Origin of the sequence: Microcoleus sp. PH2017_28_MFU_U_A, assembly GCF_020738035.1 — a bacterium.
In the GTDB taxonomy this organism is placed as follows: Bacteria; Cyanobacteriota; Cyanobacteriia; order Cyanobacteriales; family Microcoleaceae; genus Microcoleus.
Map to the genome: position 1 here is coordinate 60,167 of NZ_JAEQCX010000040.1, position 25,764 is coordinate 85,930.

Below are 25,764 nucleotides of genomic sequence, written 5' to 3' on the forward strand. Positions count from 1 at the left end.
TGATTTAGGCAGCTTTCTCGCAGTTAACCATCCACGGTATACCGAACTGATCGACCAGCATTCCAAACCGAAAAGCCCAAAAAGTTTGCCCGAATGGCATCTTCACTGTGCCATTTTCAGCGAGGGCGTGAAAGATACGTTCCGCCTCTGTTGGATCGTCGATCGCGATTTGTACAGAAAAGCCTTTGGTTTCTTCAAAAAACTTAGGCGGACAATCAGAACCCATCAAGCGATACGTTCCGAATTCCATACACGCGTGCATAATTTTGTCAAGCCAATCAGTAGATAATTCACAGGGTTTTGGTTCCGCAGTTGGCGCATCCGCGTTAGTGAGCATTGTGACGATTTTGCCCCCAAAACATTGCTCGTAAAACTTGAAAGCTGCCTCGCAGTTACCGTTGAAAAAGAGATAAGGATTGAGTTGCATGGCTTGCTCCTGTTTGTTGAGTTTTAGGCGTTATCTTTTGCACTCAAATTGTCTTTAAGAAGTGCAAAAACTAATTCTTAGGTAATCCCGCGACCTCAATTACTGGTCTGATTTCGATCGTGCCGGCGCGCGCCCCTGGAATGCGGGCGGCGATCGCGATCGCCTCGTCGAGATCCTGGGCATCAACCAGGAAGAACCCGCCGAGTTGTTCGCGAGTTTCTGCAAACGGGCCATCGGTAACAAACTGTTTGCCGTCGCGCACCCGGACGCTAGTCGCCGTCGCTACAGGGTGCAGCGGGGCTGCCGACAAAAACTGCCCTTTTGCATGGAGTTCTTGTGCAAGCTGTGTGGATTCTCCATAACAATGTTCGCGATCGGTCTGGTTCATGGCGTTTTCTTCCATGTAAATCAGCAGCAAATATTTCATTGGTTTGTCTCGGTTGTTTCCCTGTATCAGTAAGTCGAAGGACGATCGCTCAAATCGACACCTCGCCAAAAAATTTTGCTCGTCAGGTTACGATCTTGAAGAGACATCTGTTTGATAAATGTAGGGCGTACGCCGAGGGCGACAATTTATGCCTAAAACCCTTGATTTTATGTCCAAATGCTTCACCCGGATCCGAGCAAGTGCGATCGCTCGCTCCTCGCCTAATTTCTTTTTACCAGATGTCTATTTGCCTCCGTTGTTGCCCTGTGTAATACCAATTCACTATGAACCTGCACTTAATATAGCTTCAAGGATATAGTCCCAACTACAGAGAGATAAGACTTCTTCATTCGTGAGAGATTTGATAATTATATCTACCTGTTCTTTGAGTTTCTCTAAACTCGAATAATTTGCCAACTTGAGGTCTTTTTTTGTTCCCACAATCTTTCAATCGGATTCAATTCAGGACTATAGGCAGGTAAATATATTGGCATCACATGGTCATGCCAGTCTAACAAGAGAGCTTTATGAAAGCTACCATTATCCATGATAATTAGATTGAAACTCTCTGAATATTTTTCAGCAAATCCATTTAAAAACTCTTGAAAGCAGTTGTGATTGAGCTGAGAAAATTCTTGATAATATTGTTCACCTGTTGATGGTTCTACAACTCCATAAAGATAGAAGTTTTCTCGCTAAAGATTGCTTTTTGCCGATGGGTTTTATCCCCTTCAATGTAATCATCTTGCCCTGCATAGTAATCAATCCAAATCTACTCTCGTCCTGACACCATATCCTTACAGGCTGTCCTGTTCCGAAATATTTAATCATTACTTTGATAATCTCCCACAGTTTTTTTTGAAGTTTGTCTGTGCAACTTCGTTCACCTTATTACTTTGGGGTCTTGGAACTTTGAGGTAAGATTTTAATTTATAATGAGGAATAGAAATCATAGTATCGGCAATCTCACGAACGCTTGCCACACTTTGGAGCGATGGCGCATCTGCAAGAGATAGGGGGCGCAAAATCAATCTGGTTGTTTCTAGGATGGATTGAGCAAGCATAAAACGATTCTACCTCGACCGACTTTCCCAGCAAATTTTAACACTAAAATTCTCCTTATGCTTCCAGCACCAAGAGCTTGCTGTACGATGGCGTTCCTAATCACCAGTTGCCGATTGCCTCGAATCCTCAACTAAGAACTTTGTGTCAATCTGGTGCATTGGGATTATTGTACTACCGAATGGGGCTAACATTTACAGTGAGTTGTCAATGAAAACATTCCATTCTTGTATCATCGGGCTAAACGGGTAAATGTAACCATAACAACATGAACCAACATATGAGAAATCATTGCCGCTTCAAGACCTTTACGCCAGTACAGATAGCCTGCAATGATGCCAAAAAATGAATTACCCACAATCACATAGGTAATGACTGAAGGAGTGACTTGTGTTCCTAGTACGAAGGCAAGGGGTAAATGACCCAGCCCAAAGAGAAATGCTGAAAGGGCGATCGCCGATACAAAGCAGAATATGGAAGGCACACCCTGCCCTTTTGAAAAAATACGCCAACCTATCCATACTAAAAGCGTCATTATTCCCCATCTGAGCAATAATTCTTCGGTAATACCTCCATACAGAATACGAGTCAAAAATGGGGTGTTGCTTGATAGAGTTTCAGCCTTCGTAATAAAATCAGAAGGTAGAAAAACTTTAGCACAAAACTGAATAAAAGTTAATCCAATAACTCCGATCAAGCCTCCAATAATTCCTGGAAGCACTTGGGGCTGAATAGCCAAACTAATTGAAGTTCGATTAGACACTGCCTCAGCCAGAGGTGCGGATAATCCAACTTTATGAGCTAGTACAACACCAATCAAGACAGTAATAGACAAAAGAAAGGTTGGTTGAATCAAAGAAATCAATTTGATTCCCCAGAGCGGCATCTGAAGTTCTTCATCCTCAGGAATAGGTAATTTCATCCACCAAAGAGAAACGATGCCTACCATGCCTGTTAGCCACAAAATTGTAAATAATCTCATTGACATCATAGTTCCTCCAATTACAGCTAAATTCAATACTGAGAGCCAACACTCTAATCTTTAATCACGATCCTATCAAAGGTTCTCTGTATAACTGATGTACCTATCAGATGCAGCCAAACTTTGCACCCCAACTGATCAATTAGTATTGATACGTTCTAGTTCAGAACAGTTATTGGGCTGCTGCCATCACTTCAAGATTCACAGCTTGCTCAATGCCTCAGAACTTAGTTGCATTCTCTGCCCAATATCCTGTAACCGGCTAAACTGCTGTACCAGTGCTGGAATATTCTCTAAGCTCTTTAAAAAGTTCCACAGGTAGGAAATAATGGCATAAATCTCACCTGTTTGAATGCCTGGAATCCAGACTGTACGAATCAGAACCGTGGCAGCAAGTAAAATCGTAAACAGTTCTATAAATCCATAATTCAGGGCTTCTGCATTAGAAAGATGGACTCTCCATTTTGCTATTAACAAGTAGTGCGATCTCACTACTTCAGCCTCAGATTGGCTTAAAACTGTTACTTCCTGTTCTAGCTGATTATTCAAGTTTTGATTCAACCGTTGTGATTTCTGAGCATAGCTGCGATTGATCAAAATCAACGGAATAAGCAAAGCCAAACAATATGCGCCAATCTGTATGTCATAGATGAATAGCATTACCAATGCGCCAACAAAGCTAAACAACCCTGCAATAATTTGGGGAATATTTCGCTCAAAGAAATCGACAAATTCTCTGGAAAGCACGGAACGCGCAGCAATTTGAGCCGTTGAAGCGCCCTGCTTACTCTGCTCTACAACCATCGCTGTTGCTAAGTTGCTATAGATACTGGTAAAGGTTCGAGTATCGTATACATGACGAGAAATAGCTGTAATCGCATGTGCCAGCCAAATGCATAGAAAGGGGATGATGTTGCTATAGTTTCCCTTTAGAAGCTGATCGATAGCAAATCCGATCGCTAGCGGATATAGCAATTCAAACGTATTTTCCAGCAACGTCAGCCCATAGGTAAACAGGATAGACCTGTAATTTGATCGAAACAGGCGTTCCAAAATTTGCGAGACAGAATGAAGTTTCATAGAGATAGATTTAAGTAGGTTTAATCTTTGCTAGGCAGTTGTTTGAATGCTTGTGGTTTCCATTCAGGCGGACCGAATAGACTCAAGAACCATTCTTTGAGAGTCTGCGATCGTCGTAAATCGCTAATGATTCTGGAATATTCCATAATATTGATCTGAATAGGATTGTGGGTTTGAATATTTTCAGTCAGCCCGTAGATCACCTTTTCCGTCTCGGCTTGGTAAGTTCCAAACAACCTGTCCCAAACAATCAGAATGCCACCATAATTTTTATCAATGTATGGCAGATTTGAGCCATGATGTACACGGTGATTGGAAGCTGTATTCATCATGGATTCGAGAATTCCCAATCGCCCAATTTTCTGATTGTGAATCCAGACTTGATATAGCCCCACAACTTCGAGCGCAATCAAGACTTGTAGGGGATGAAATCCCAGCAGTGCCATCGGAATGTAGAAAATCCAAAGGATAAAGTCTTCAACCCATGCCAGCCGCAGCGCTACAGTCAAATTAAAATCAGTGGAACTATGATGAACGCTGTGATATGCCCAAAAAAAACGAATCCGATGTTCTGCACGATGGTTCCAGTAATAGAGAAAATCTGCGATGAATACTGCTAATAGCATTGTCCAGCCATTTACAGGAACCTTTAGAGGACTGACTGCCGCAATTAGGGATAGCCCAACTACAGCTACAACATTTGCTAATTGATCGCTGAGAAAATCATGAACGATACCAACACCGATATTTGCAGCCGTTTCTCGGTAATTCCGTTGTTTACGAAAGAAAAAGTCAACGCCGATTTCAGCGAAGATAATACAAAACAAGATAAGCGATAGGGAGAACAGCGAAGTTTCTAGATGCTGCAAGTTTTCTAGAATCGGTTGGGCAGAAATGTTCATAGTCAACATCCTATGGTGTTTTGAGTGTCTTAATTCGAGCGCTCGAATTATTTAAACTCATGTCGATAGAGCTTTTACAGTTGTCTGCCTGTTAAGGCTAGATACAGTATTTTTCGCAGTAGGCAATTAACATCTTGGTAAATAAGTGAATCTGCTGGGCAAAGGAAAAGCTATTTTCACGTTCTATCTGCTCGATCAAGATACCATTGATCAAAGTCCAGACAAATCGAGCGAGCTTCGGATCTGAGAGATTAAGCAGTTCCTCCATCATTTGTTGATAGCGCCGATCTATTTGCTGAAAAATGGGATTACTGTTAATCTCTGTCACGGCGGTATGCTGGTAGAAATCTGTCCAAATTACTGCCTGTTTGACAAAGTGTTCTTCATGCTGAACCAGCATACATCCAAGTCTTTCAATGCGTTCGGTCAGCGTTCCTCCTTCAGCAATCGACTTAAATAGATAAACATCCTGCCAACTGATCTCCTCAACCAATTGCTCAAACAACACCTGTTTACTAGCAAAGTAGTGATACATTGCTCCAGTGGAGATACCCAATGCCTTAGAGATTTGTCGTGTTGTAACACTAGCATATCCGCTTTCGGCAAATAGGTTAAAGCATCTATGGAGAAGCTCTTTACGATACTCCTCAGAGTCAACGATTTTGGGCATGGACGATTTTGGGCATAAAATTTATATCGAGCGCTCATTATAATATAGCAGTGCGATTATACTGTGTCAAGTCTATCGGCTATTTTGGTTTCAACGAGAAGTTAGGCTATTGGCGATTTTGATACGACGACAAGACGTTGTAATTATCTCGTTTCCCTAGTTGGCAAAAGTCTGTCATAAATTTAAAAAAATGGTATAAGTCGAAGGGCGATCGCTCAAATCGACACCTCGCCAAAAATTTTTCTCATCAGGTTGTGATGCCAAACGCAAAACCAGACGTAACCCAAGCCATTGACTCCGTTTATCGATCGGACTGGGGTCGGATCGTCGCCACATTGATCGGACTGGTTGGAGATTTCGACGTAGCCGAAGAGGCGGCGCAGGAAGCCTTTACGGCTGCACTGAAGCAGTGGCAGACTGCCGGAATCCCCGATCTCCCGCGCGCGTGGCTGATTAAAACAGCTCGATTTAAGGCGATCGATCGCCTCAGACGGCGGACGCGACTCGCCGAAAAACTTGAAGTGTATGCTGCCTCTGAGTCGATCGAAACTATCGAAGAAATCGATGACGATATCGGCGAAATCCCCGACGAGCGATTGCGGTTGATTTTCACCTGCTGTCACCCCGCGCTGGCGATCGAGGCTCAGGTTGCTTTGACGCTGCGCCTGCTGGGCGGCCTGGAGACGGATGAAATCGCACGGGCGTTTCTCGTACCCACGGCAACGATGGCGCAGCGGCTGGTACGCGCCAAGCGCAAGATTCGTGACGCGGGCATTCCCTACACAGTGCCGGAGACGAAGGATTTGCCCGATCGCGTGGAAGCGGTGCTGACGGCGATCTATTTGATCTTCAACGAAGGTTATGCGGCGACGCATGGCGAGACAATAGTGAGAGCGGATCTCTGCGCCGAAGCGATCCGGCTGGGGCGACTGGTGAGGATGTTGATGGCACCGCAACCGCCAGCGGAAGTGACTGCTCTTCTGGCTCTGATGTTGCTGCACGACTCGCGGCGCGATGCGCGTCTGGATGAGTCTGGCGACCTGATCCTGCTGGAAGAGCAAGATCGCAGTCGCTGGAACAGGGCACAGATTGTCGAGGCGCTGCCGCTGGTTGAGGAAGCATTCCGTGGCGGGATCGGGCCGTTTGCTTTGCAAGCTGCGATCGCAGCCGTGCATTGTCGGGCGGTGCGGGCCCAAGAGACAAACTGGCAGCAGATTGTTCAGCTTTATAATCTACTCGAACGCTTACAGCCATCGCCAATTGTGTCGCTGAATCGGGCGGTGGCGATCGCAATGGTAGATGGGCCGCCAACTGCGATCGCGCTTCTGGATGCGATCGGTCCCGAACTCGATGGCTATCACCTGTTTCACGCTGCGCGGGCCGATTTGTTGCGCCGTATGGGAGCATCAGCAGAAGCGGCACAGAGCTATGAGAGAGCACTGGCGCTAGTTACGAATGATAGCGAACGCCGTTTTCTCGATCGGCGGCTGCGGGAAGTTCAGCCTTAAAATGATGTCCAGTCGATTAGCATCACAAAAATGGCTTGTAGTGTGGACTTTACTCCGCTCCTTTTTGCGGACTAAAGTCCACACTACGAACGAATCTTATCGCAGTCTTTAGACTTTCGATGAAGTGTGGACTTTACTCCGCTCCTTTTTGCGGACTAAAGTCCACACTACGAACGAATCTTATTGCGGTCTTTAGATTTTCGATGATATCAAACCTAAAATGTACGGGCTATCGATGACATTGGTCGATCGATCGCGCGTTACCATATCGGACTCCAGCCTGTTGTTAAGTTGCATTCTTAACTCGTTCGTAAACTTCCCGAATTCCTCCTGGCGGGACGGTTTCATATTGCAATGCGTCATCATTGATGCAAAACCAACTTGCTTTTGACCTAGTATAAAAATGCGCTACAGGTTGCTGTTCAACTGGTGTGTCCATAACGCTTGCCGGGACAGCAATATGATTTAGCTCGTGACTGACTATTGGCATATTAGAGCCACATTTGCTACAAAATACTCTTCTCAAATATGATGAAGAATTGAAATAACTGAGGAATTCTTCGCCTTGCAACCATTTAAACGTTTTTGATTCTGCATGAAGAATTGGTGCGAATGCTGAACCATGTAATTTTTGGCAGATTTGGCAATGGCAGAATGTGAGAAAGTACGGCCCCTCGAACTCAAAGGCGATCGCACCGCATTGACATGAACCTTTGTTGTACATTTGTCAACCCTCTTTTGAAACTTAACAATAAAAACAATTGCAAACTCTGATTTTTGGTATTGACGCGATCGACTCTCAACACACTTCTACGAGCATTTAACCGGATAAGATTTACGACCAAAGTCTAGGGTAATGGCTGAGTTTAGCTGGGTGGCGAGACTAGGGCTGCCCGGTCTGACATGAATCCAGATCGCCTGGAATTGCTGCCGGAATTTCGGATGCGCGATCGACAAATTGAGTCACTCGGCATTATGCTACTTTCGGAACTACAGCAGCAAAATTTAAGCCCAAATCTCTACATCAAGTCAGTGTAAAATATTATAGCAGTGCATTTGCTCAGACAATACTTTACTACCAAACCTCGCCTGACAATTTACGAGGGCGGTTTACCTCAGCGTCAATTGTTGCAAGTCTTGGAATACATAAACGAACATCTAAGTCAAGACATTAAGCTCGCTGATTTGGCTGCGTTCCTGGGGATGAGTCAGTTTCATTTTAGCCATATGTTTAAAGTGGCGATGGGAATAGCTCCCTATCAGTATCTGCTTCAACAACGGATCGAACGGGCGAAGGAGTTGTTACAGCAAAAAGAGCGATCGATCGCGGAAATTGCCTTAGAATGTGGGTTCAACAGCCACAGCCATTTGAGCAAACAGTTTCGGCAGTTGACGGGGATGACTCCTACAGCTTATAGAGATCGTTAAACAAGATTGCATAAATATTTGATTAATAAATGAACCGCAGATTAAAGGCAGATAAACACAAATAAATGTAGATAATTTCTAGATTAGTTGGGAATGAATGGAAGATGTCCACTGTTAGCTTGCAACTTGACATTACCAACTGATAATCAGCGGCAATCCCGGTCGAAAATCTACTTGTTTCCCATGCACTTCTCCATCAAAGCCTAGCTCTAGAAAATACTCGGTTCCTTTCCTTAACTTGACCTGATTTGTATCAATTACTGCTTGCAGTTCTGGTGACGGATTATTCGCAGCAGGACTTACTAATTCTACACGAGTAATTTCGCGGAAACCAACACCGTGACTCAGGGGCTGTAATTTCTCAGTAGAGGATGAATCTGGACGTTTTCCCCAGGGAGTTTGAAACAGCATCGGCTCAGTTAAATTATCACTATTTGTGGCTACCGCGATGCTGATTGTTTCAGGTAAATAGGGCGGACGATATGCCCAACTAGAAAATGCTACTGTGTCCTCAGAACCTGTGGTTGAACGCAAACAGATGCCGAAGGGACAGGCGCCATTATTGCGATTTGTCGATCGCTCCCACAGACGAGTCCGATAAATAGGCTCAGATTGCGCCTCCTCTGGATCGCGCACCCACAACAGTTCCAACATCGCGTTATGGAAAAAGAAACAGCGATTTGTGGTACCTTGTCCAACGTGAATGCGAGACGAACCCTCGACTAAACCGAGGGATGAAAGGCGATCGGCGATCGGGGCACCAATATCAGTTAAGATGAAGATATGGTCGAATTCAAATGCCATAATTTTTTAGCTATAAAACGATGAAATTAGAAGATATCATCTGTAGGGAAACGGCATTGCCGTGTCCGGCGGGGAGTTATGCACATAACAGATAATTTCTCTATAATTAATGACTGTAGCAAAATTTTTTCAAATTGGCATTATCCCAAATCGGGGTTAGTTATCCCCTTTACTATCTGGCGTGGTGCGTCGCTACTTAAATCGTTGTCAATAGCTAGAATTGTCGATGGCGACGCACCCTACGAATAATATTGACATCAAGGGGATGTTTACCCAGATTTGGCATTAATTGCACTCAACTACAGTCCTGGATGCACCACCATCAAAGAAACCGGGTTTTTTAGTCAATCTGTGGACTACAGCGAAGGATTTTCGTAAAAAACCCGGTTTCTGACCACCAGTGCGTAAGTGCTGAACTACTCCAGAGGCAGAAACACGTCAGTAATCGCCTCAGATTCTGGTACATCTGGAAAAAGACTGACTCTCTCAAAATATAGGGGAAAATCTCGCAGATCTTCACCACTTTGTGGCAACCATTCGGAGTAAAGGTATCTTACTGCTTCACCAAGATTGTCGTTAGAACCAGTATAGCGCAGTAAGGCACAACGACCTCCAGGGATAATTTTTCCCATCACTCCGAATGAGTTATTTATAACATTACGATCCGTGGCTGCACAAATATCCAGGCGATAGTCTTCCGGCGCGGTTTCGGCTGGATTGTCGTAGACAATGTTAAAAGTTTTGCTCACCTTGGGAGGCAGATTATTTTGCTGGCGCCACTCGATGAATCTACGGACAGAATTGCCGATTAGCTGCGGATCTCCCCGATGTTCGAGGGCTGCAACTTTTGTTTCTGGGAAGATGACGATTTTGACTTGTTCAGCGGATGTATCGGATTTCATGTGTTGGTTCCTCAGTTCGCTTAATTGTTGGTAAGTGGCGTGCCAATTTTCCCATTGCGGCTGCTTTCTGAATTCAGAAGGAGTTTGTGCTATGCTCTTTTTGAATGCACGAGCAAAGGCTTCAGGGCTTTCGTAGCCACTCGTGAGGGCGATATCGACGATCGGGCGATCGCGAAATGCGAGCTGATAAGAGGCGCGCTTCAAGCGATTTAACTGGACGTATTTGTATACGCCGATTCCTAAAAACTCAGAAAATTGTCGGTGAAAATGATATTTTGAGAACGCAGCAACAATACTGAGTTTATCTACACTGAGATTTTCTTCTAGATTGGCATCAATGTACTCAAGTAATTTCAAAAATCTACAGCGATAGGCGTCAAAAGCTTTTACATTCACAAAATATCCTCCTTGGCTATCTCAAGGTTATCTCTCGATCCTGACTCAAGCCTGACAGAAATTGCTGAATTTGCGGTGCAGATGAAATTCGATCCGCAGTAAACAAAAATACTTAAGCAGGGGTTTGTACCGATTGATATGGCTGGATCAAAATTTCAGCCGGCACCCCGAGTTCTTGATGCAACTTCCGAATTATGTCCAATGTTAGGAACGAAAATTTAATAACTTACACTCTTGAAAGTGGGATGGGCCAGAAGAGCCCCTTCTTTCTGGACGGGCGGGACGCCCATCCCACAAGAATAATAAAAATTGTCAGTTATATCTGCGTTAATCTGTGTCTATCTGCCTGACATCTGCGGTTGTTCTATCAATCAAAGATTTACGTCATTTTGCCTAGTGTTTATAATAACGCGATCGCAAAATGGTATCAAGAATTAGTCCACAATATCTGATGTTAGCTGGTGAGTGCGATCGACTATTCGACCAATTCTCGATCGCATTTCAAGTCTTGTTTGCGGGGAAACCATCAAATCTTGCCCAATCTCAAATCTCAAATCTCAAATCTACAACAGAGGAACCATCCGCCCGCATCCAGCAGTCTCAGCATCCAGTTACCGCCAATTCTGCTAGAGTCAGGTGAGAGACATTCCGTGCATCTTGCAGAGACAAGGGTTCCTGGTCTTTGCCCCAAAAGCAGTAAAATCCCATCAGCTTGTGACCTGCAACCCGATCGGCAGTAACTTAAACATTAAGGTAATTTGAAATCATCCCCTAAAGTTCCCCTAAGCCTTGACATCCGACCTACACTCTGTAAATTAGACACTCTAACTGCGCCGCCATCCATATATAAAAAGATGCCATGTCAACTTTAGTTATCGTCGAATCTCCCACCAAAGCCCGTACCATTCGTAACTTCCTGCCCTCTACGTACCGGGTAGAGGCATCTATGGGCCACGTCCGAGACCTCCCATCCTCCGCCGAAGAAATACCAGAAGCCGTTAAAGGTGAAAAATGGGCGCAACTCGGCGTCAACGTGGAGGCAGATTTTGAACCGCTTTACGTCATCCCCAAAGATAAAAAGAAAATTGTTAAAGAACTCAAAGATGCGCTAAAAGACGCCACAGAACTGATTCTAGCCACTGACGAAGACCGGGAAGGCGAAAGCATTTCCTGGCATTTGCTGCAAATCCTCAAACCCAAAGTTCCCATCAAGCGGATGGTGTTTCACGAAATCACCCGCGAAGCTATCCGCGACGCCCTAACTCACTGCCGCGATATCGACAATCGAGTGGTACAGGCCCAGGAAACTCGCCGAATTCTCGATCGACTCGTCGGATACACCCTCTCTCCGCTACTGTGGAAGAAAATCGCCTGGGGTTTGTCCGCAGGGCGAGTCCAGTCAGTCGCAGTAAGGCTGTTGGTACGCCGGGAACGGGAACGCCGCGCTTTCCGCCAAGGTAGCTACTGGGATTTGAAAGCAACTTTGGAAAAAAGCAAAATTTCCTTTGATGCCAAACTCGTGACAGTCGGGAATGTAAAAGTTGCCAACGGTAGCGATTTCGATGAAAATACCGGACAAATTACCGCAGGCCGCCGCGTACTGTTGCTGAACGAAGAACAGGCGCGGGCTTTACTCGCACGCATTCAAAACAAACCCTGGACTGTCGGTAATATCGAAGAACGGCCAGTCACCCGCAAACCGTCGCCACCGTTTACGACCTCGACTTTACAGCAGGAGGCTAACCGCAAGCTGAGACTGGGTGCGCGGGAAACCATGCGAATTGCCCAAAGTTTGTACGAACGCGGTTTTATCACCTATATGCGGACGGATTCGGTACATTTGTCCGAACAGGCGATTACTGCCGCCCGCAGTTGCGTGCAAGAACTTTACGGTAGCGAATACCTCAGCCCCCAACCGCGCAAATATACAACCAAAAGCAAAGGCGCCCAGGAAGCCCACGAAGCTATTCGCCCCGCCGGCAGCACTTTTCGGACTCCGCAGCAAACGGGATTGGATGGGATTGATTTCCGCCTCTACGATTTGATTTGGAAGCGGACAGTGGCTTCTCAAATGGCAGATTCGCGCCAAACTCACGTCACGGTATTAACTCAGGTGGAAGATGCCGGTTTCCGTTCCAGCGGGAAACGCATTGATTTTCCGGGCTTTTTGCGCGCTTATGTGGAAGGTTCCGATGACCCGAATGCGGCGCTGGAAGACCAGGAGGTGATTTTGCCGGCGCTGAAGGTGGGGGATAAGCCTAATTGCAAGGATGTAGAGGCTGTGGGACACGAAACTCAACCTCCCGCCCGCTACACGGAGGCTTCTCTGGTGAAGATGTTGGAAAGTGAGGGTGTGGGCCGTCCGAGTACCTATGCGAGTATTATCGGTACAATTGTCGATCGAGGATACGCGAAATTAATAGCTAACGCGCTAATTCCGACCTTCACCGCTTTCGCCGTCACGACTTTATTAGAAACACATTTCCCCGACTTAGTAGACACGGGTTTTACTTCCCGCATGGAACAAACCCTGGATGAAATTGCCACGGGCGAGGCGAAATGGTTGCCGTATTTGCAAAAGTTTTATACAGGGGAAATGGGACTTGCAACGCAAGTTAAAGAACAGGAAAGTCAGATTGACGCGAAAGTTGCCCGAACTGTGATATTGGAGAATATCACAGCCAAAGTTTGCATCGGTAAATACGGCGCTTACCTCGAATCTGAAAACGAAGAAGGCCAGGTGAAAGCATCGATTCCCCAGGATTTGACTCCGGCAGATTTAGACCCGGAAAAAGTGGAGTTTCTGTTAAAGCAAAAGACGGAAGGGCCAGAAAAATTAGGTCTGCACCCGGACACTGGGGAACCGATTTATGTGCTGATTGGCAATTACGGCCCCTATGTTCAGTTGGGGGATGTTTCGGAAACGAACAAGAAACCGAAGCGTTCTTCTTTACCGAAGGGGACGGATAAGGATAGTGTGACGGTTGATATGGCGGTGAGTTTGTTGACTCTACCTCGGTTGTTGGGCACTCACCCGGATACGGGGGCGAAGGTGCAGGCTAATTTGGGGATGTACGGCCCTTATGTGGTACACGACCAGGGTAAGGTTGGTAAGGATTATCGATCGATCAAGGTTCCTGATGATGTTTTGACTATAACGCTCGATCGGGCTTTAGAGTTATTATCGCAACCGAAAGCCGTGCGCGGCAGCAAATCAACGACACCATTGAAGGAATTGGGCGCGCATCCAGAATCGGGAGAGCTCATCAATGTTTACGACGGCCGCTACGGCCCCTACGTCAAACATGGGGATATCAATGCTTCTTTGGCTAAGGATGAATCTCTGGAGAATTTCACCTTACAAAAAGCACTGGATTTGTTAGCAGCGAAGGAAGCTGCGGGCGGCGGTAAATCTAGCAAGTCGAAGAAGTCAACTAAGACTACTGCGGCGAAGTCGGAAACTGCTGAGAAGAAAACGACTACTGCGAAGAAAACCACTGCGGCGAAATCGGAAACGGCGGCGAAGAAAACTACTGCGGCAAAGTCGGAAACCGCTGCGAAGAAAACCACTGCTAAGAAGGCGACGACTGCTACGGCGAGTAAGAAGAAAACAGAGTGAAATTAGTAAGGAGACGTTGAAATTAGTAAGGACACAGCAGTGCTGTGTCCCTACAAAACTCACGGATTTCTTTTGGATGATGCGTTATCGAAGAAATAGAAACTTTTTGGCTGCTGTATTGCACGAGCAAAATAAAAGGATGGAGAGATTTCAGGGTGAAGATTCCAAAAGATGCGGTCATCCCAGACGATAAGATAACTGGTTATCTGCTGGTACACAAAGCCAGAAATGATAAGTCAAAATTCTTGGCACGGGCTGGATTTACCTCAGAAAACCCAGAAGCGCTGAAAGCAGCCATCCAGTCAGTTGTGGGAGTAGGTGAGGCGATTGAAGAGAGGAATAACGAGTATGGAATCTTTTATCGAGTTGTAGGAGAACTCGTTGGTACAAATGGTATAAACCTATCTGTCGTTACAATTTGGCTGCAACGACGGATTGATGGAAAATTTCAGTTTGTGACGCTACAACCTTTTAAGGAGAATTAAGATGATTCTAAAGCTATATCAGGAAGTTGCTTTAACTCGTGACTTACCAGAATATCAACTCAGAGCAGGAGATATTGCCACATTGGTTGATTTTGTTCCTCATCCTAGTGGTGGTGAAGAAGGCTGTCTGTTGGAAGTATTTAATGCTGTTGGTGAGTCTCTTACAGTTATAGCCGTCCCTATCTCTACTGTAGAAGTTCTCCGCCCTGATGAAATCTTAACTGTTCGTTCTTTGGCAACAGCAGGTTAATATTGATTCACATCCAGGTTGTAGAAACCGTGGCATCGGAACATTTTGTTTTAATGATATGATCAAGACTATCCATGTAGTAATTCGAGTAATTGAATCACCATGATATCTGAACTTATGGTACAACCTTCTTACTGGATAGATAGCGAGATTTCGATGCAGAAAGTCAGAAATCTTTACTTATTCAAATTTACGGAAAACCTGCAAGCCAGATTGGAAGAATTAGCCGAGAGAAAAAAGGCTAATCTTTTAACTTCAGAAGAGGTTGTAGAATTAGCAAGTTTACTCGAACTCGATCGAATTTTTACCTTAATTAACGCTAAAGTTATAGCAGCCTCATGTCATTTAGACACTTAATTAATTAGCAGTGCCAATCAAAAATAGGTTAAGGCTTGACAGGCAGTGGAACAGAATACCCCTCTCCTAATATATGTGCGACAAACTTAGTTCGAGCGTAGAAAGCACGAGAGGTGCTGCCATGCCCTTGCCCCTTAGTTCTTGGCTGCACAAGTTTGCCCATTTTTCCACTAAGACTTGAAAACCCTTGAGTTATAATTGTTTCCCGAACAAGGTTGTAGTCTGCTTTCACTTGCTCGTAAATTGTAGGATTATCAAGATCGAAGGAAGCTACTGAATGCACAAAAGAACAATTATCTGCTTGGCTCTCAAATACCCGTGCAACAACAACCATTTTCTGTAGTTTGTTGAAGAGATGGCTTTCCTCAAATTCTTTGTTTTCCACCTCTACTGGATCTATCATCGTGATTGCCATCGTTTCTTTGACTCTGAGTTCTCCTGTTCGTTTACGTATTAGTGGAACTAGCTTTAGCTCCCAACTACCAAAATTAGGCGATCGAGATGAGTTAAGGGCTAATCCCAAGTAGCGTTCAATTGTATGCCCAGCCCAACCCTTGTTTTTCTTATCTTCTTTACTCCAAACCGTTATACGGTATTGATCTGCTAGTTGTCGAAGATCTTGACCTACCAATGTAGTGAGTCTTGTAATTGCCTCTACTCTCTCCATAGATAACCTTACTTAAATGCCACTGGTAACTCTACTTGACTGGGATTAATTAAACCGAAGTTATCCCCGGTCGGGGTACTTCCGGTTAAGCGTTTAATCGAGAGTTCAACATGACCCGCATCTGCTTCACAACCAATAAATTTTCGCCCTAATGATAAAGCTGCAACTCCAGTTGTGGAAGAACCGGAAAAAGGATCAAAAACTAGATCGTCTGGGTTTGTGCTTGCTCGAAGGCAACGCGCAACAAGTTCAATAGGTTTTTGTGTCGGATGCTTACCATAGAGTTTTTCATGTTTGCCAGGAGTAGACATTCGCCAAACATTCTTCATCTGTTTGTCGCCATTCTCAGCCTTCATTTCCTCATAATTGAATGTGTAACGTTCTTTTCCTTTACGTGCTTTTGTTGCCCATAGTATTAGTTCTGTTGAATGAGTGAAACAGCGGCACCCCAGATTTGGAGGTGGAGCAGGTTTTTCCCAAATAATGTCATTGAGAATACGAAAGCCAAGCTGCTGCATAGCAAATCCGACTGATGGATACACATGGAGAGTACCCGTTACCCAGATGGTACCAGTTGGTTTAAGAAGCCGATAACAAGCAGCCAACCATGCTTTGTTAAATTCATGGTCTAGTTCAACACCTTGACTGCGATCCCATTCCCCCTTGTTTACCTTGACCATACGACCAGCAACGCAGGTAATACCATCATTGGAAAGGTTGTAAGGCGGATCCGTCCAGATGCAGTCTACGCTTTCAGCAGGCAGCAAAGCCATGAGTTCCAAAGTATCGCCATGATAAAGGTGAGACAGTCCATCATGCGATCGCCAAACTAGCTCCGGCTTTACCTGTTCAAGTTGTACTTGTGAAGTCATAAGGCTTGTTTACTGCTTGGTTGATAGTCCAAAAGCACAATCTAGATTTTAGATTGGATTTGAAAGTTTATCACAAATTTCGATCGCCCAAGATCGATCGCACAAACCCACCCTATCCCTACCTCGCGTTGGTTTAAAATCTCCTCAGCCACCAAAAAGACGATATGCGCGATCGACCAAACGAAAAAACTGCGGTAATCCAGAAATAGAAAGCATACTATACCGTAAATTGCCCACACTGGAAAATATTCATCGTTTTCTGGGTAAAAATTGACCCATATCTAAACCATGAACTATATTAAAGACATGGATGCAGCAGACATGATCTAATCATGACATCCCGTTACCCACGAGGGTCGAGGAATTCCGGTAAAGACGTTCTGAATACCAAGATTTATATTTTGGCGAAGGCTCATTAACGAGCCTTTGTTATTTTAGGGCTTCGGTTTTTGTAGATCGAACTTTTAATAAAATTTGAATTAAGGGCGATCCTCTTCGAGGGCTTCGCTAACGCATATTTCGAGATTTCGATAGAGGGCGATCGCATATTTTTGGCAAACCATTATGCAGTAGTATTAATTTGTCTCTCTTTATTTGCAAATCTTTCATGCGGCGGGATTCCATATTCTACAAACTGTTCGGACAAGCGCCCACTTTGCTGTTCGATCTACTAGCGACAACTCCAGCAAATGCTGCCAATTATCGCTTTGACTCGGTTGCAGTCAAAGAACCTAAATTTGAAATTGACGGCGTATTTTTGCCCCCAGAATCTGAGGAACCGGGCATTGTCTATTTTTGTGAAGTTCAGTTTCAGAAAGACGAACAGCTTTACGAACGATTGTTTGGCGAATCGTTTTTATACTTTTACCGCAATCGCAGTCGGTACAGGGATTGGCAAGCTGTAGTGATTTATCCATCTCGCAGCGCCGAACAAAGCGATGTTTATCCTTATCGAGCTTTGCTCAACAGCAATCAGGTGCATCGGGTATGCTTGGATGAGTTGGGGGATATTCGCGCTTTGCCTTTAGGGATTGCGCTGATGGTGTTGACGACTGTCGGGGAGACTCAAGCACCAGCAGAAGCAAGATATTTGCTGAGCCGAGTGCAGCAAGAAGTTCCACCAGCAGCAGGTCGTGACATAATAGACCTATTAGCTACTATTTTGTCGTACAAATTTACATCGTTGAGTCGAGCCGAGGTGGAATCAATGTTGGGAATTACATTACAGGAAACGAGATTCTATCAAGAAGCTAAGGCGGAAGGACGGCAGGAAGGACGGCAGGAAGGACGGCAGGCAGAAGCCTGTGCCCTGATTGTTCGACAATTAACCCGTCGGTTGCGGCAAGAAATTTCTGAGGAAATGCGATCGCGCCTTGCCAATCTGCCCTTGCTAGTCCTCGAAGATTTGAGTGAGGCGCTGTTGGATTTTGCTACTATGCCGGATTTGCAGGCTTGGTTGGAGGTGCAGCAGTCGGAAAGATAAGAATTTAGCGAGTTATGAGGGCTTCAATAGCTGATGCACTTTACTCGCTAAATTTCGTCAGCATCATCTTGCTGTCGAATTGCTGACTCAATTTCATCTAGATAAGCTTCAGTATAAGCCCAAACATTTACTAAATCAGCAGCACTGAGATGGGGATAGCAATCTAGGATAAAAGCATCGGTAGCGCCGTCATTGCGATAGCTGGCGAGTAACCAAACGGGAATGCGAGTGTTGTCAATACAAGCATCACCGCCGATCGCACCGGGAGTTTTTGCGATCGGGCGGCCACTGTTTTTCAAACTCTGGGTTAAGATGCTGATGGCCTCAGCTTTGTCGATCGGCGTTAAGGCCAAAAGTTGTGCTTCTAATTCTGGGATTGTCATATAATCTATTTGATTTATGAATGGCTCTGGACTTGAATTTTGTTATGAAATACTTGATTCTGTTGGCGGATGCCATCCAGCACTAACCCACTGACTCCTGACAGTAACAGCAATATTATTGTTGAGTTGTAGTGCTGTTACTGTTGCGCGACCGCAGTCTGTAAGTCCAATAATTTCTGTAGAGTCTTCACTCCAAGCAAAATATTGTGACCATTGTTGAGTGCGCGGATTAAACAACTTAACGCGCGTTTGCGTGACCGCATCTAATGCGTCAGTTTGGGTTCCTTTGTAATTATTGCACAGACTACAAGCCAGCCAGAGATTTTCTTCCTCGTCAGTACCGCCCGTCGCTTTAGGAATAATATGGTCAATTTCCAATATTCCCAGGACATACATTTGTAAACTGCGACAATAACCGCATCGATTTTGAGCTTGTGTGCGAACTCTGGCTCTAACTTGTTCAGAAATTGCCATTTTGATTATCCTTTTAATGGTTCGAGCAACCCGCGCCGCACAGCTTCATTTAAGGATTGAGCTTGTCGTAATAGTCTAGCTTCATAGATGTGGATTAATGCTTGCAATTCTTGATGTTCTACAGAGGTAATCGTACCGGACTGTTGGCGATCTAGCAATTCATTCAATCGTTGTTCTTGGACTGGTTGCAGCCGGAGTTGAGTCAGACTGATTACTTCAGAATCAGACAATTCTGATACTGGTTTAGTGGTTGGTAAAAGGAAAATTTCCAGAGTTTCTACTATAATCTCACTCACGCTGCGGTGGCGTTGCTGCGCTAGTAATTCTGCTTGGTGATAGACTTCATCTGGCAAATTCAGGGTGATTTGGGCGGTCATAGGTCGAATGGCTATGAAACGAATATTTATATTATGCCATATTTTACTATTTGATATTTTCCGGTGTATCTAAAATTGCGTCTGCCTCGTCATTTTCGCGGATAGCTATTTCAATTTCATCTGGAACAACTGCCGCATAAGCCCAGGCATTTGCTAAATCAGTAGCCGTTAGTGTGGGATAGTTATCTAAAAGTCGAGACTCGTTCATACCCAACCGACGAAAGCTCTCCAGCACCCAAACAGGAATGCGAGTCTGTCTGATACAAGCATCACCGCCACAGACACCGGGGGTTTTGCTAATTCCTTGCCAGGTGTTAGCTAAGTTTTGGGTTAATAATTGGATGATTTGAGCTTTCTCGGTTGGCGTTAAGGCCAAAAGTTGTGCTTCTAATTCTTTGATTGTCATAGAATCTATGGTGAAAAGTTTTTTCTTAACAGGTAGCATTAAGGCCCCCTTCAGATTTAATGTTTAACTTTTTCATTATAACTCCACAATTAAAAATCTGCATATCTAATATCAATTATTCTTGCCTCTACCTAGAGAAGTATCTTTTTCATTGCTGGATTTCACCCCCACAACCTCCGGCTTTTCTGCCCCGATCGCAGCGCACTTGTTACTCAAAAATTAACGTTGATTTAAAGTTTGATTTAGATAAAACTGGTATACAATTCAATTGTTTGCTTGAAAAATATGGAGTAAACATAAATTACGGACTCCGACAAAGAAACCGGGTTTTTTCCCGAATCTGCGGGTTGCAATCAAGTATTTTTGTAAAAAACCCGGTTTCTCGGCCTCGATCGCACTTCAAAACAAAGTTAACCAAAAAACAAACAAAACTCAGGATTGAAAAACTTATGATGCTAGCAACGACCGAAATCCCCCAATTAAAGCCGCTTTCCGACTCAGAACTAGGCAAAATTAACGCTTACTGGCGATCGGCAAATTACCTTTCCGTCGGACAAATCTATCTCCTCGACAATCCCCTACTCAAAGAACCCCTCAAACTCGAACACGTCAAACCCAGACTCCTTGGACATTGGGGCACCACTCCAGGCCTCAACTTCATCTACGTTCACCTCAACCGAGTCATCAAAGCCCAAGACTTAAACGCCATATACATCGCAGGCCCAGGACACGGCGGGCCGGGCTTGGTGGCTAACACCTATCTCGAAGGCACTTATACCGAATATTACTCGAACATTTCCCAAGATGAAGAGGGGATACAACGACTTTTCAAACAGTTTTCGTTTCCCGGCGGTATTCCCAGCCACGTCGCGCCGGAAACTCCGGGTTCGATTCACGAAGGCGGCGAACTTGGCTACGCCCTTGTCCACGCTTACGGGGCGGCCTTCGATAACCCCGATTTAATCGTGGCGGCGGTTGTCGGCGATGGGGAAGCAGAAACCGGCCCGCTGGCTGCTAGCTGGCATTCTAACAAGTTTCTCAACCCGGTTCGGGATGGGGCTGTGTTGCCGATTTTGCACTTGAATGGCTACAAAATTGCGAATCCTACCGTGTTGGCCCGCATTCCCCGCGAGGAATTAGAGAGTTTGATGGTCGGTTATGGCTACAAACCTTATTGGGTCGAAGGTTCAGACCCGGAAACGATGCACCAGTTGATGGCTGCAACGATGGATACGGCGATCGGCGAAATTAAGTCGATTCAGGAGGAAGCGCGCACGAAGGGCTATTCCGATCGCCCTCAGTGGCCGATGATTGTACTTAAAAGTCCCAAGGGTTGGACTGGGCCGAAGGAGGTTGACGGTAAGCAAACTGAGGGATCGTGGCGATCGCACCAAGTCCCGCTAGCAGAAATGGCTTCTAAGCCCGGCCACGTCCAACTCCTGGAAGATTGGATGAAAAGCTATAAGCCGGAAGAACTGTTTGATGACAAGGGTAAATTGATTGCAGAATTGGCGGAACTTGCACCGAAGGGCGATCGACGGATGGGGGCAAATCCGCACGCTAACGGCGGTCTGCTGATGAAAGACTTGAAAATGCCAGAATTTGCAGACTACGCCGTTGACGTGCAAAAACCGGGGACTGTGATGGCAGAAGCAACCCGTGTTTCCGGCCGCTTTCTGCGGGATGTGATGAAACTGAATCAGGAAAACGCCAATTTCCGCATTGTCGGGCCCGACGAAACTGCTTCAAACCGCCTCGATCCGGTATTTGAGGTAACTGGGCGGGAGTGGATGGGTAGTATTTTGCCAGAGGATGACGAGCACCTGTCTCCTGACGGGCGGGTGATGGAAGTCCTCAGCGAACATCTGTGTCAGGGATGGCTGGAAGGCTATTTGCTAACAGGAAGGCACGGCTTTTTCTCTTGCTACGAGGCGTTTATTCACATCATCGATTCGATGTTCAACCAACACGCTAAATGGTTGAAAACGACTCGCGAAATTCCTTGGCGCAGACCGATCGCATCTCTCAACTACCTGCTAACATCTCACGTTTGGCGGCAAGACCACAATGGTTTTTCGCACCAAGATCCGGGTTTTATCGACCACGTAATTAACAAGAAATCGGAGGTGGTGCGGATTTATTTGCCGCCCGATGCGAACACTTTGCTGTCAGTAACTGACCACTGTCTCCGTAGTCGCAATTATGTGAATGTGATTATTGCTGGAAAGCAGCCAGCTTTGCAATATTTGGACATGGATGCTGCGATTAAACACTGTACGGCGGGCCTCGGGATTTGGGAGTGGGCTAGCAATGATAAAGGTGGCGAACCGGATGTGGTAATGGCTTGTGCGGGTGATGTTCCAACCCTGGAAACTTTGGCGGCTGTTGACATTCTGCGCCGAGATTATCCTGAGTTAAAAGTGCGGGTGGTGAATGTGGTGGATTTGATGACGCTTCAGCCTTCGACAGAACATCCTCACGGTTTGTCTGACAAGGATTTTGATGCTTTGTTTACGAAGGATAAGCCTGTAATTTTTGCTTTTCACGGCTATCCTTGGCTGATTCACCGATTGACTTATCGCCGGACGAATCACCCGAATATTCATGTTCGCGGTTACAAGGAAGAGGGCACGACTACGACGCCGTTTGATATGGTGGTGATCAACGATCTCGATCGCTTCCACTTAGTTGGTGATGCGATCGATCGCGTGCCGAAACTGAGTTATGCTGCGGCTTATGGGAAACAGGCGCTGCGGGATAAGCTGATCGAGCACAGGCTGTATATCACTAAACACGGCGACGATATGCCGGAAATCCGCGATTGGAAGTGGCCTCACGGTGGCGCTGTTGCGTCTGAAATGCCGAAGGAAACTAAAGATCCGACGGCTACAGGAGATCAGGGTGTGCGATCGGGTGCTCCGGGGTAGGTACGGCTTCTCTTCATCTGCGTGAATCCGCGTTAATCTATTCTCATCTGCGGTTGCAAAATTCTCTTTTTTTAACCGCAGATACAGGCAGATGAACACAGATTAACGCAGATGAGTTAGATTAATTCAAAAGGATAAGTAATGCTGAAAGAAATAGAAATCCAAAATTTTAGGTGTTTTGAGCAAATCAAAATTTCTGGGTTTGAAAGAGTCAATTTAATCGGTGGCAAAAACAATGCTGGCAAAACAGCTTTGCTAGAAGCATTTTTTCTCAATATTGCTCCACACGCTAGCAGTCTAGCAATCCTAAAAGAGTTAAGAAGAGAGTCATCAAAAGCTGTACAAGCTATGCCAGATAGAGCCTGGGATAACTTATTTTACGCACTAAAAAAAGATACATCTATAGTAATTATTGGAAAAGACTACAACAACACGGATCGAGTAGAAATTAAATTAGAAATTAATTCAGTTAAATCTAGTATAGTTATTGAGTTTATGAGGAACGAAAATCGATCTGCCTTGTCATCAAAAAAGGTTCCTGCGACACATTTAATGAGTTATGATACTTCTACTACTGGCAAAGTACCAATCATTCCATCGTTTACCAGGATTTCAGGGAGAGAACTCACAGTAGCATACGATAACGCGCGTTTGAATGAAAAAGATAGCGAAGTTTTAAAAGCTTTTCAAATTATCGACCCTGCAATCGAATCAGTAGAGAGTTTTTATATTGGGGAACCAACGCTATACTTGAGAAGAAAAGGCGAAAAGCGTTTGCCTCTATCATTGTTTGGAGATGCCATGAACCGAGTTGCAGACATTATTCTTAAACTGGTAAACAGCGAACATAAAATATTGCTCATTGATGAAATAGAGAATGGCATACACTATACGAACCAGCGAGATTTTTGGAGAATGTTGTTTCGATTAGCGGTTGAACTGGATACGCAGATTTTTGCGACAACTCACAGTTTAGAGATGCTTCAAGCATTTGCTGATGTTGGCTTGGAACCTAATCAAGAATGCAGCAGCGCCTATTTTGAACTAGCAAGGAAACTCAAAACAAATCAAATAATCGGAAGTCGGCTCGATTTGGAAACTTTGAATTACGCACTAGAGCATCAAGAAGGAGTGAGAGGTGAGTAATATTGTCATAGTAGAAAGTAAAAATGATAGAATTTTCATGCAGGCAATGGTTGAGAAACTAAACTGCGATATCCAGGTAGAAAAGCCTATTTATATAGATGATTATCAAAGTTTGGAAGGCTTGAGCGAAACAGAGTTAATCAAAGCTTTAAAAAATTTAATCAGAAAGATTGACCGAAAAGATATCGAAAAGATTGGAATTATTATCGATATTGATAATGATTCAGAGCAAGAACGGCTAAAATTCGTAGATAGATGTATACAACAAGTGTTTGAAGCTGAAAGCTTGTCAAGCACTAAACAATTTATCGATATTTGTACAACAGATCATGGAACAAATGCAAAATTGGCTTGCTATTTTACAAATGTTGGAGGTAAAGGTGAACTGGAAACGCTTTTAAAGGCAATAAAAGCTAAAGATTCGACCTATGCTGATTGTTTGGATAGCTGGAAAACTTGCCTTGAAAGTCAGGGAAAGAAAATCAACCAGAAAGAGTTTGATAAATTCTGGGTTAGCAACTATATTAGATTTGATACTTGCTCAAAGCAGGAACAGAAACAAGCAGGAGGGAAATGCAGTATGTCTAAGTTTGATTATGTTATGGAACACAAAAAAGATATTTGGGATTGGGATAATTCTGCTCTTGATGATTTGAAAGATTTTTTTAGGCTTTTTTGTTAAAATGAGAAAACAAATGAAATCGGCGGTTGAAATAATCGGCGGTTGAAACCGCTACTACACGAACGAAGTCCGCCTACGCGGACTGAAGAACAAACCTAGGAATTTATGAGCTTAAAAATCTACTTTCTGCGCCACGGTGAAACAGTTTACAGCAAAAGTGGCGGTTTCTGCGGCGACCTCGATCCAGAATTGACAGCCGAAGGTTCTATGATGGCCGAACAATTTGGCGCAACTTACGCAAAATTGCCTTGGGATGCTGTTTATGTCAGCCCGATGAAGCGCACGATCGCAACTGCAACACCTTTGTGCAATACTGTGGGGATTGAAATGCAGCTTCGCGACGGACTTAAGGAAATTAAGTACGGCAAGTGGGAAGGCGAAACGGTTGAATATGTTCGCGAAAAATATGCTGAAGATTACATGAATTGGTTGACGGAACCGGCTTGGAATGCACCGACTGAGGGGGAAACTTCTGTGCAGATTTCTAGTAGAGCTTCCTTAGTTATTGCAGAAATTCAGGAAAAATACAAGAGCGGAAATGTTTTGGTGGTTTCCCACAAGGCGACTATTCGGATTATTCTGTGCGGTTTGTTGGGGATTGATTTGGGAAGTTATCGCAATCGCATTGCTGCTTTAGCCGCTTCTATTAGTATAGTTAAGTTTGATGTGCGCGGGCCGATGCTGGAGGTTTTGGGCGATCGATCGCACTTGGATGAAAACCTCCGCAATTTACCCGGTACTTAGAAAAGGTGTGCAGTCCCCACCTAGATTCTAAATCGCGCCAATGTAAGACAATCCTAAAATCGTACCTGCGCCCAAAATATGACCAAAGCAGGTGGTTCCCAAGACTGCACCCAAACCAAAACCGCCGAACATATTCGCTGAAGGCATTGCCCCACCTGTGCTCTGATGCTGGATTGTTAATTTGCCGAAAGCAATGGCTAGAATATTATTAGAGAGTCGATGGCAGGGTGTCCCCCACCACCTCTCCTACAAAACCGTGCTTGCGACTTTCACCGCACACGGCTCCTGAGTGATGTAATCCTGG

The 25,764-nt window shown here is 44.8% G+C and carries 29 protein-coding genes and 1 pseudogene; 13 read left to right on the forward strand and 17 right to left on the reverse strand.

Annotated elements, in window-relative coordinates:
• Positions 1–4 precede the first annotated feature (4 nt).
• From JGK14_RS08750 to JGK14_RS08775, 7 genes and pseudogenes are all read right to left on the reverse strand, one after another.
• Positions 5–427 carry a VOC family protein gene (locus tag JGK14_RS08750; RefSeq protein ID WP_293176355.1) on the reverse strand — a complete coding sequence of 141 codons (423 nt, stop codon included), beginning with the start codon at positions 425–427 and terminating at the stop codon, positions 5–7.
• Between the two features lie 70 nt (positions 428–497).
• On the reverse strand, positions 498–854 hold the full coding sequence (locus JGK14_RS08755; protein WP_293190298.1) for a YciI family protein: 357 nt from the start codon (positions 852–854) through the stop codon (positions 498–500).
• A gap of 395 nt (positions 855–1,249) precedes the next feature.
• A pseudogene (locus JGK14_RS34030) lies at positions 1,250–1,534 on the reverse strand (transposase); the annotation flags it as partial.
• Between the two features lie 614 nt (positions 1,535–2,148).
• Complete coding sequence (locus JGK14_RS08760) at positions 2,149–2,898, reverse strand: CPBP family intramembrane glutamic endopeptidase (RefSeq protein ID WP_293190297.1); 750 nt, start codon at positions 2,896–2,898, stop codon at positions 2,149–2,151.
• Between the two features lie 201 nt (positions 2,899–3,099).
• Positions 3,100–3,978, reverse strand: coding sequence for an ABC transporter six-transmembrane domain-containing protein (locus JGK14_RS08765; RefSeq protein ID WP_293176349.1), 879 nt, complete (start codon positions 3,976–3,978; stop codon positions 3,100–3,102).
• Positions 3,979–3,998: 20 nt separating this feature from the next.
• Complete coding sequence (locus JGK14_RS08770) at positions 3,999–4,880, reverse strand: sterol desaturase family protein (protein WP_293176347.1); 882 nt, start codon at positions 4,878–4,880, stop codon at positions 3,999–4,001.
• A 97-nt stretch (positions 4,881–4,977) separates the two neighbouring features.
• Positions 4,978–5,550, reverse strand: coding sequence for a TetR/AcrR family transcriptional regulator (locus tag JGK14_RS08775; protein WP_293176345.1), 573 nt, complete (start codon positions 5,548–5,550; stop codon positions 4,978–4,980).
• A gap of 257 nt (positions 5,551–5,807) precedes the next feature.
• Here JGK14_RS08775 and JGK14_RS08780 point away from each other — a divergent pair, with 257 nt between their 5' ends.
• A complete protein-coding gene (locus JGK14_RS08780) occupies positions 5,808–7,058 on the forward strand; it encodes an RNA polymerase sigma factor (protein ID WP_325314966.1) in 1,251 nt (416 codons plus the stop codon).
• A gap of 286 nt (positions 7,059–7,344) precedes the next feature.
• Here the strand turns inward: JGK14_RS08780 and JGK14_RS08785 are convergent, their stop codons facing one another.
• The gene (locus JGK14_RS08785) at positions 7,345–7,782 is read right to left on the reverse strand and encodes a GFA family protein (protein WP_293192501.1); all 438 of its coding nucleotides are present in this window, start codon (positions 7,780–7,782) and stop codon (positions 7,345–7,347) included.
• A gap of 179 nt (positions 7,783–7,961) precedes the next feature.
• Here JGK14_RS08785 and JGK14_RS08790 point away from each other — a divergent pair, with 179 nt between their 5' ends.
• Together JGK14_RS08790 and JGK14_RS08795 are read left to right on the forward strand one after the other, a co-directional pair.
• Positions 7,962–8,096 carry a hypothetical protein gene (locus JGK14_RS08790; RefSeq protein WP_293192499.1) on the forward strand — a complete coding sequence of 45 codons (135 nt, stop codon included), beginning with the start codon at positions 7,962–7,964 and terminating at the stop codon, positions 8,094–8,096.
• Between the two features lie 18 nt (positions 8,097–8,114).
• Complete coding sequence (locus tag JGK14_RS08795; RefSeq protein ID WP_293187009.1) at positions 8,115–8,486, forward strand: helix-turn-helix domain-containing protein; 372 nt, start codon at positions 8,115–8,117, stop codon at positions 8,484–8,486.
• Positions 8,487–8,618: 132 nt separating this feature from the next.
• On the opposite strand, the gene JGK14_RS08800 is transcribed toward JGK14_RS08795, so the two are convergent.
• Positions 8,619–9,290: a VOC family protein gene (locus JGK14_RS08800; RefSeq protein WP_293192497.1), complete on the reverse strand. Its 672-nt coding sequence runs from the start codon at positions 9,288–9,290 to the stop codon at positions 8,619–8,621.
• Positions 9,291–9,706: 416 nt separating this feature from the next.
• Positions 9,707–10,588 (reverse strand): AraC family transcriptional regulator, encoded by an 882-nt coding sequence (locus JGK14_RS08805; RefSeq protein WP_293192495.1) that lies wholly within the window; start codon positions 10,586–10,588, stop codon positions 9,707–9,709.
• 421 nt (positions 10,589–11,009) lie between these two features.
• Between JGK14_RS08805 and JGK14_RS08810 the strand changes: the two genes are divergently transcribed.
• The 5 genes from JGK14_RS08810 to JGK14_RS08830 all read left to right on the forward strand — a co-directional run bounded on the left by JGK14_RS08810 (position 11,010) and on the right by JGK14_RS08830 (position 15,299).
• Positions 11,010–11,228, forward strand: coding sequence for a hypothetical protein (locus JGK14_RS08810; RefSeq protein WP_293192493.1), 219 nt, complete (start codon positions 11,010–11,012; stop codon positions 11,226–11,228).
• A 219-nt stretch (positions 11,229–11,447) separates the two neighbouring features.
• A complete protein-coding gene (topA, locus tag JGK14_RS08815) occupies positions 11,448–14,207 on the forward strand; it encodes a type I DNA topoisomerase (protein ID WP_325314967.1) in 2,760 nt (919 codons plus the stop codon).
• A gap of 155 nt (positions 14,208–14,362) precedes the next feature.
• Positions 14,363–14,692, forward strand: a complete 330-nt coding sequence (locus JGK14_RS08820) for a DUF6883 domain-containing protein (protein WP_293187014.1) — start codon at positions 14,363–14,365, stop codon at positions 14,690–14,692.
• A 1-nt stretch (position 14,693) separates the two neighbouring features.
• A complete protein-coding gene (locus JGK14_RS08825) occupies positions 14,694–14,942 on the forward strand; it encodes a DUF4926 domain-containing protein (RefSeq protein WP_180274614.1) in 249 nt (82 codons plus the stop codon).
• A 102-nt stretch (positions 14,943–15,044) separates the two neighbouring features.
• The gene (locus tag JGK14_RS08830) at positions 15,045–15,299 is read left to right on the forward strand and encodes a hypothetical protein (RefSeq protein ID WP_293192487.1); all 255 of its coding nucleotides are present in this window, start codon (positions 15,045–15,047) and stop codon (positions 15,297–15,299) included.
• A 28-nt stretch (positions 15,300–15,327) separates the two neighbouring features.
• On the opposite strand, the gene JGK14_RS08835 is transcribed toward JGK14_RS08830, so the two are convergent.
• Positions 15,328–15,966 (reverse strand): MvaI/BcnI family restriction endonuclease, encoded by a 639-nt coding sequence (locus JGK14_RS08835; protein WP_293187016.1) that lies wholly within the window; start codon positions 15,964–15,966, stop codon positions 15,328–15,330.
• Positions 15,967–15,974: 8 nt separating this feature from the next.
• Positions 15,975–16,838: a DNA-methyltransferase gene (locus JGK14_RS08840; protein ID WP_293187017.1), complete on the reverse strand. Its 864-nt coding sequence runs from the start codon at positions 16,836–16,838 to the stop codon at positions 15,975–15,977.
• A gap of 607 nt (positions 16,839–17,445) precedes the next feature.
• Between JGK14_RS08840 and JGK14_RS08845 the strand changes: the two genes are divergently transcribed.
• Positions 17,446–18,321 carry an Rpn family recombination-promoting nuclease/putative transposase gene (locus tag JGK14_RS08845; RefSeq protein ID WP_293324341.1) on the forward strand — a complete coding sequence of 292 codons (876 nt, stop codon included), beginning with the start codon at positions 17,446–17,448 and terminating at the stop codon, positions 18,319–18,321.
• A 47-nt stretch (positions 18,322–18,368) separates the two neighbouring features.
• On the opposite strand, the gene JGK14_RS08850 is transcribed toward JGK14_RS08845, so the two are convergent.
• The 4 genes from JGK14_RS08850 to JGK14_RS08865 are packed head-to-tail and all read right to left on the reverse strand — an operon-like array spanning position 18,369 to position 19,961.
• The gene (locus JGK14_RS08850) at positions 18,369–18,704 is read right to left on the reverse strand and encodes a DUF433 domain-containing protein (protein ID WP_293195805.1); all 336 of its coding nucleotides are present in this window, start codon (positions 18,702–18,704) and stop codon (positions 18,369–18,371) included.
• 42 nt (positions 18,705–18,746) lie between these two features.
• A complete protein-coding gene (locus tag JGK14_RS08855) occupies positions 18,747–19,178 on the reverse strand; it encodes an HNH endonuclease (protein ID WP_293187020.1) in 432 nt (143 codons plus the stop codon).
• A 5-nt stretch (positions 19,179–19,183) separates the two neighbouring features.
• Positions 19,184–19,555 carry a hypothetical protein gene (locus JGK14_RS08860; RefSeq protein ID WP_293187021.1) on the reverse strand — a complete coding sequence of 124 codons (372 nt, stop codon included), beginning with the start codon at positions 19,553–19,555 and terminating at the stop codon, positions 19,184–19,186.
• Positions 19,556–19,601: 46 nt separating this feature from the next.
• The gene (locus JGK14_RS08865) at positions 19,602–19,961 is read right to left on the reverse strand and encodes a DUF433 domain-containing protein (RefSeq protein ID WP_293187022.1); all 360 of its coding nucleotides are present in this window, start codon (positions 19,959–19,961) and stop codon (positions 19,602–19,604) included.
• A gap of 449 nt (positions 19,962–20,410) precedes the next feature.
• Between JGK14_RS08865 and JGK14_RS08870 the strand changes: the two genes are divergently transcribed.
• The 4 genes from JGK14_RS08870 to JGK14_RS08885 all read left to right on the forward strand — a co-directional run bounded on the left by JGK14_RS08870 (position 20,411) and on the right by JGK14_RS08885 (position 25,460).
• Positions 20,411–22,888 carry a phosphoketolase family protein gene (locus tag JGK14_RS08870; RefSeq protein ID WP_293219599.1) on the forward strand — a complete coding sequence of 826 codons (2,478 nt, stop codon included), beginning with the start codon at positions 20,411–20,413 and terminating at the stop codon, positions 22,886–22,888.
• A gap of 141 nt (positions 22,889–23,029) precedes the next feature.
• Complete coding sequence (locus JGK14_RS08875) at positions 23,030–24,034, forward strand: AAA family ATPase (protein WP_293219601.1); 1,005 nt, start codon at positions 23,030–23,032, stop codon at positions 24,032–24,034.
• Positions 24,027–24,716, forward strand: a complete 690-nt coding sequence (locus JGK14_RS08880; RefSeq protein WP_293219603.1) for a DUF3226 domain-containing protein — start codon at positions 24,027–24,029, stop codon at positions 24,714–24,716. The genes JGK14_RS08875 and JGK14_RS08880 overlap by 8 nt, the downstream gene beginning before the upstream one ends.
• A gap of 105 nt (positions 24,717–24,821) precedes the next feature.
• Complete coding sequence (locus JGK14_RS08885) at positions 24,822–25,460, forward strand: histidine phosphatase family protein (RefSeq protein ID WP_293219605.1); 639 nt, start codon at positions 24,822–24,824, stop codon at positions 25,458–25,460.
• Positions 25,461–25,487: 27 nt separating this feature from the next.
• Here the strand turns inward: JGK14_RS08885 and psaK are convergent, their stop codons facing one another.
• Positions 25,488–25,664: a photosystem I reaction center subunit PsaK gene (gene psaK / locus JGK14_RS08890; RefSeq protein ID WP_325314970.1), complete on the reverse strand. Its 177-nt coding sequence runs from the start codon at positions 25,662–25,664 to the stop codon at positions 25,488–25,490.
• Positions 25,665–25,764: the final 100 nt, after the last annotated feature.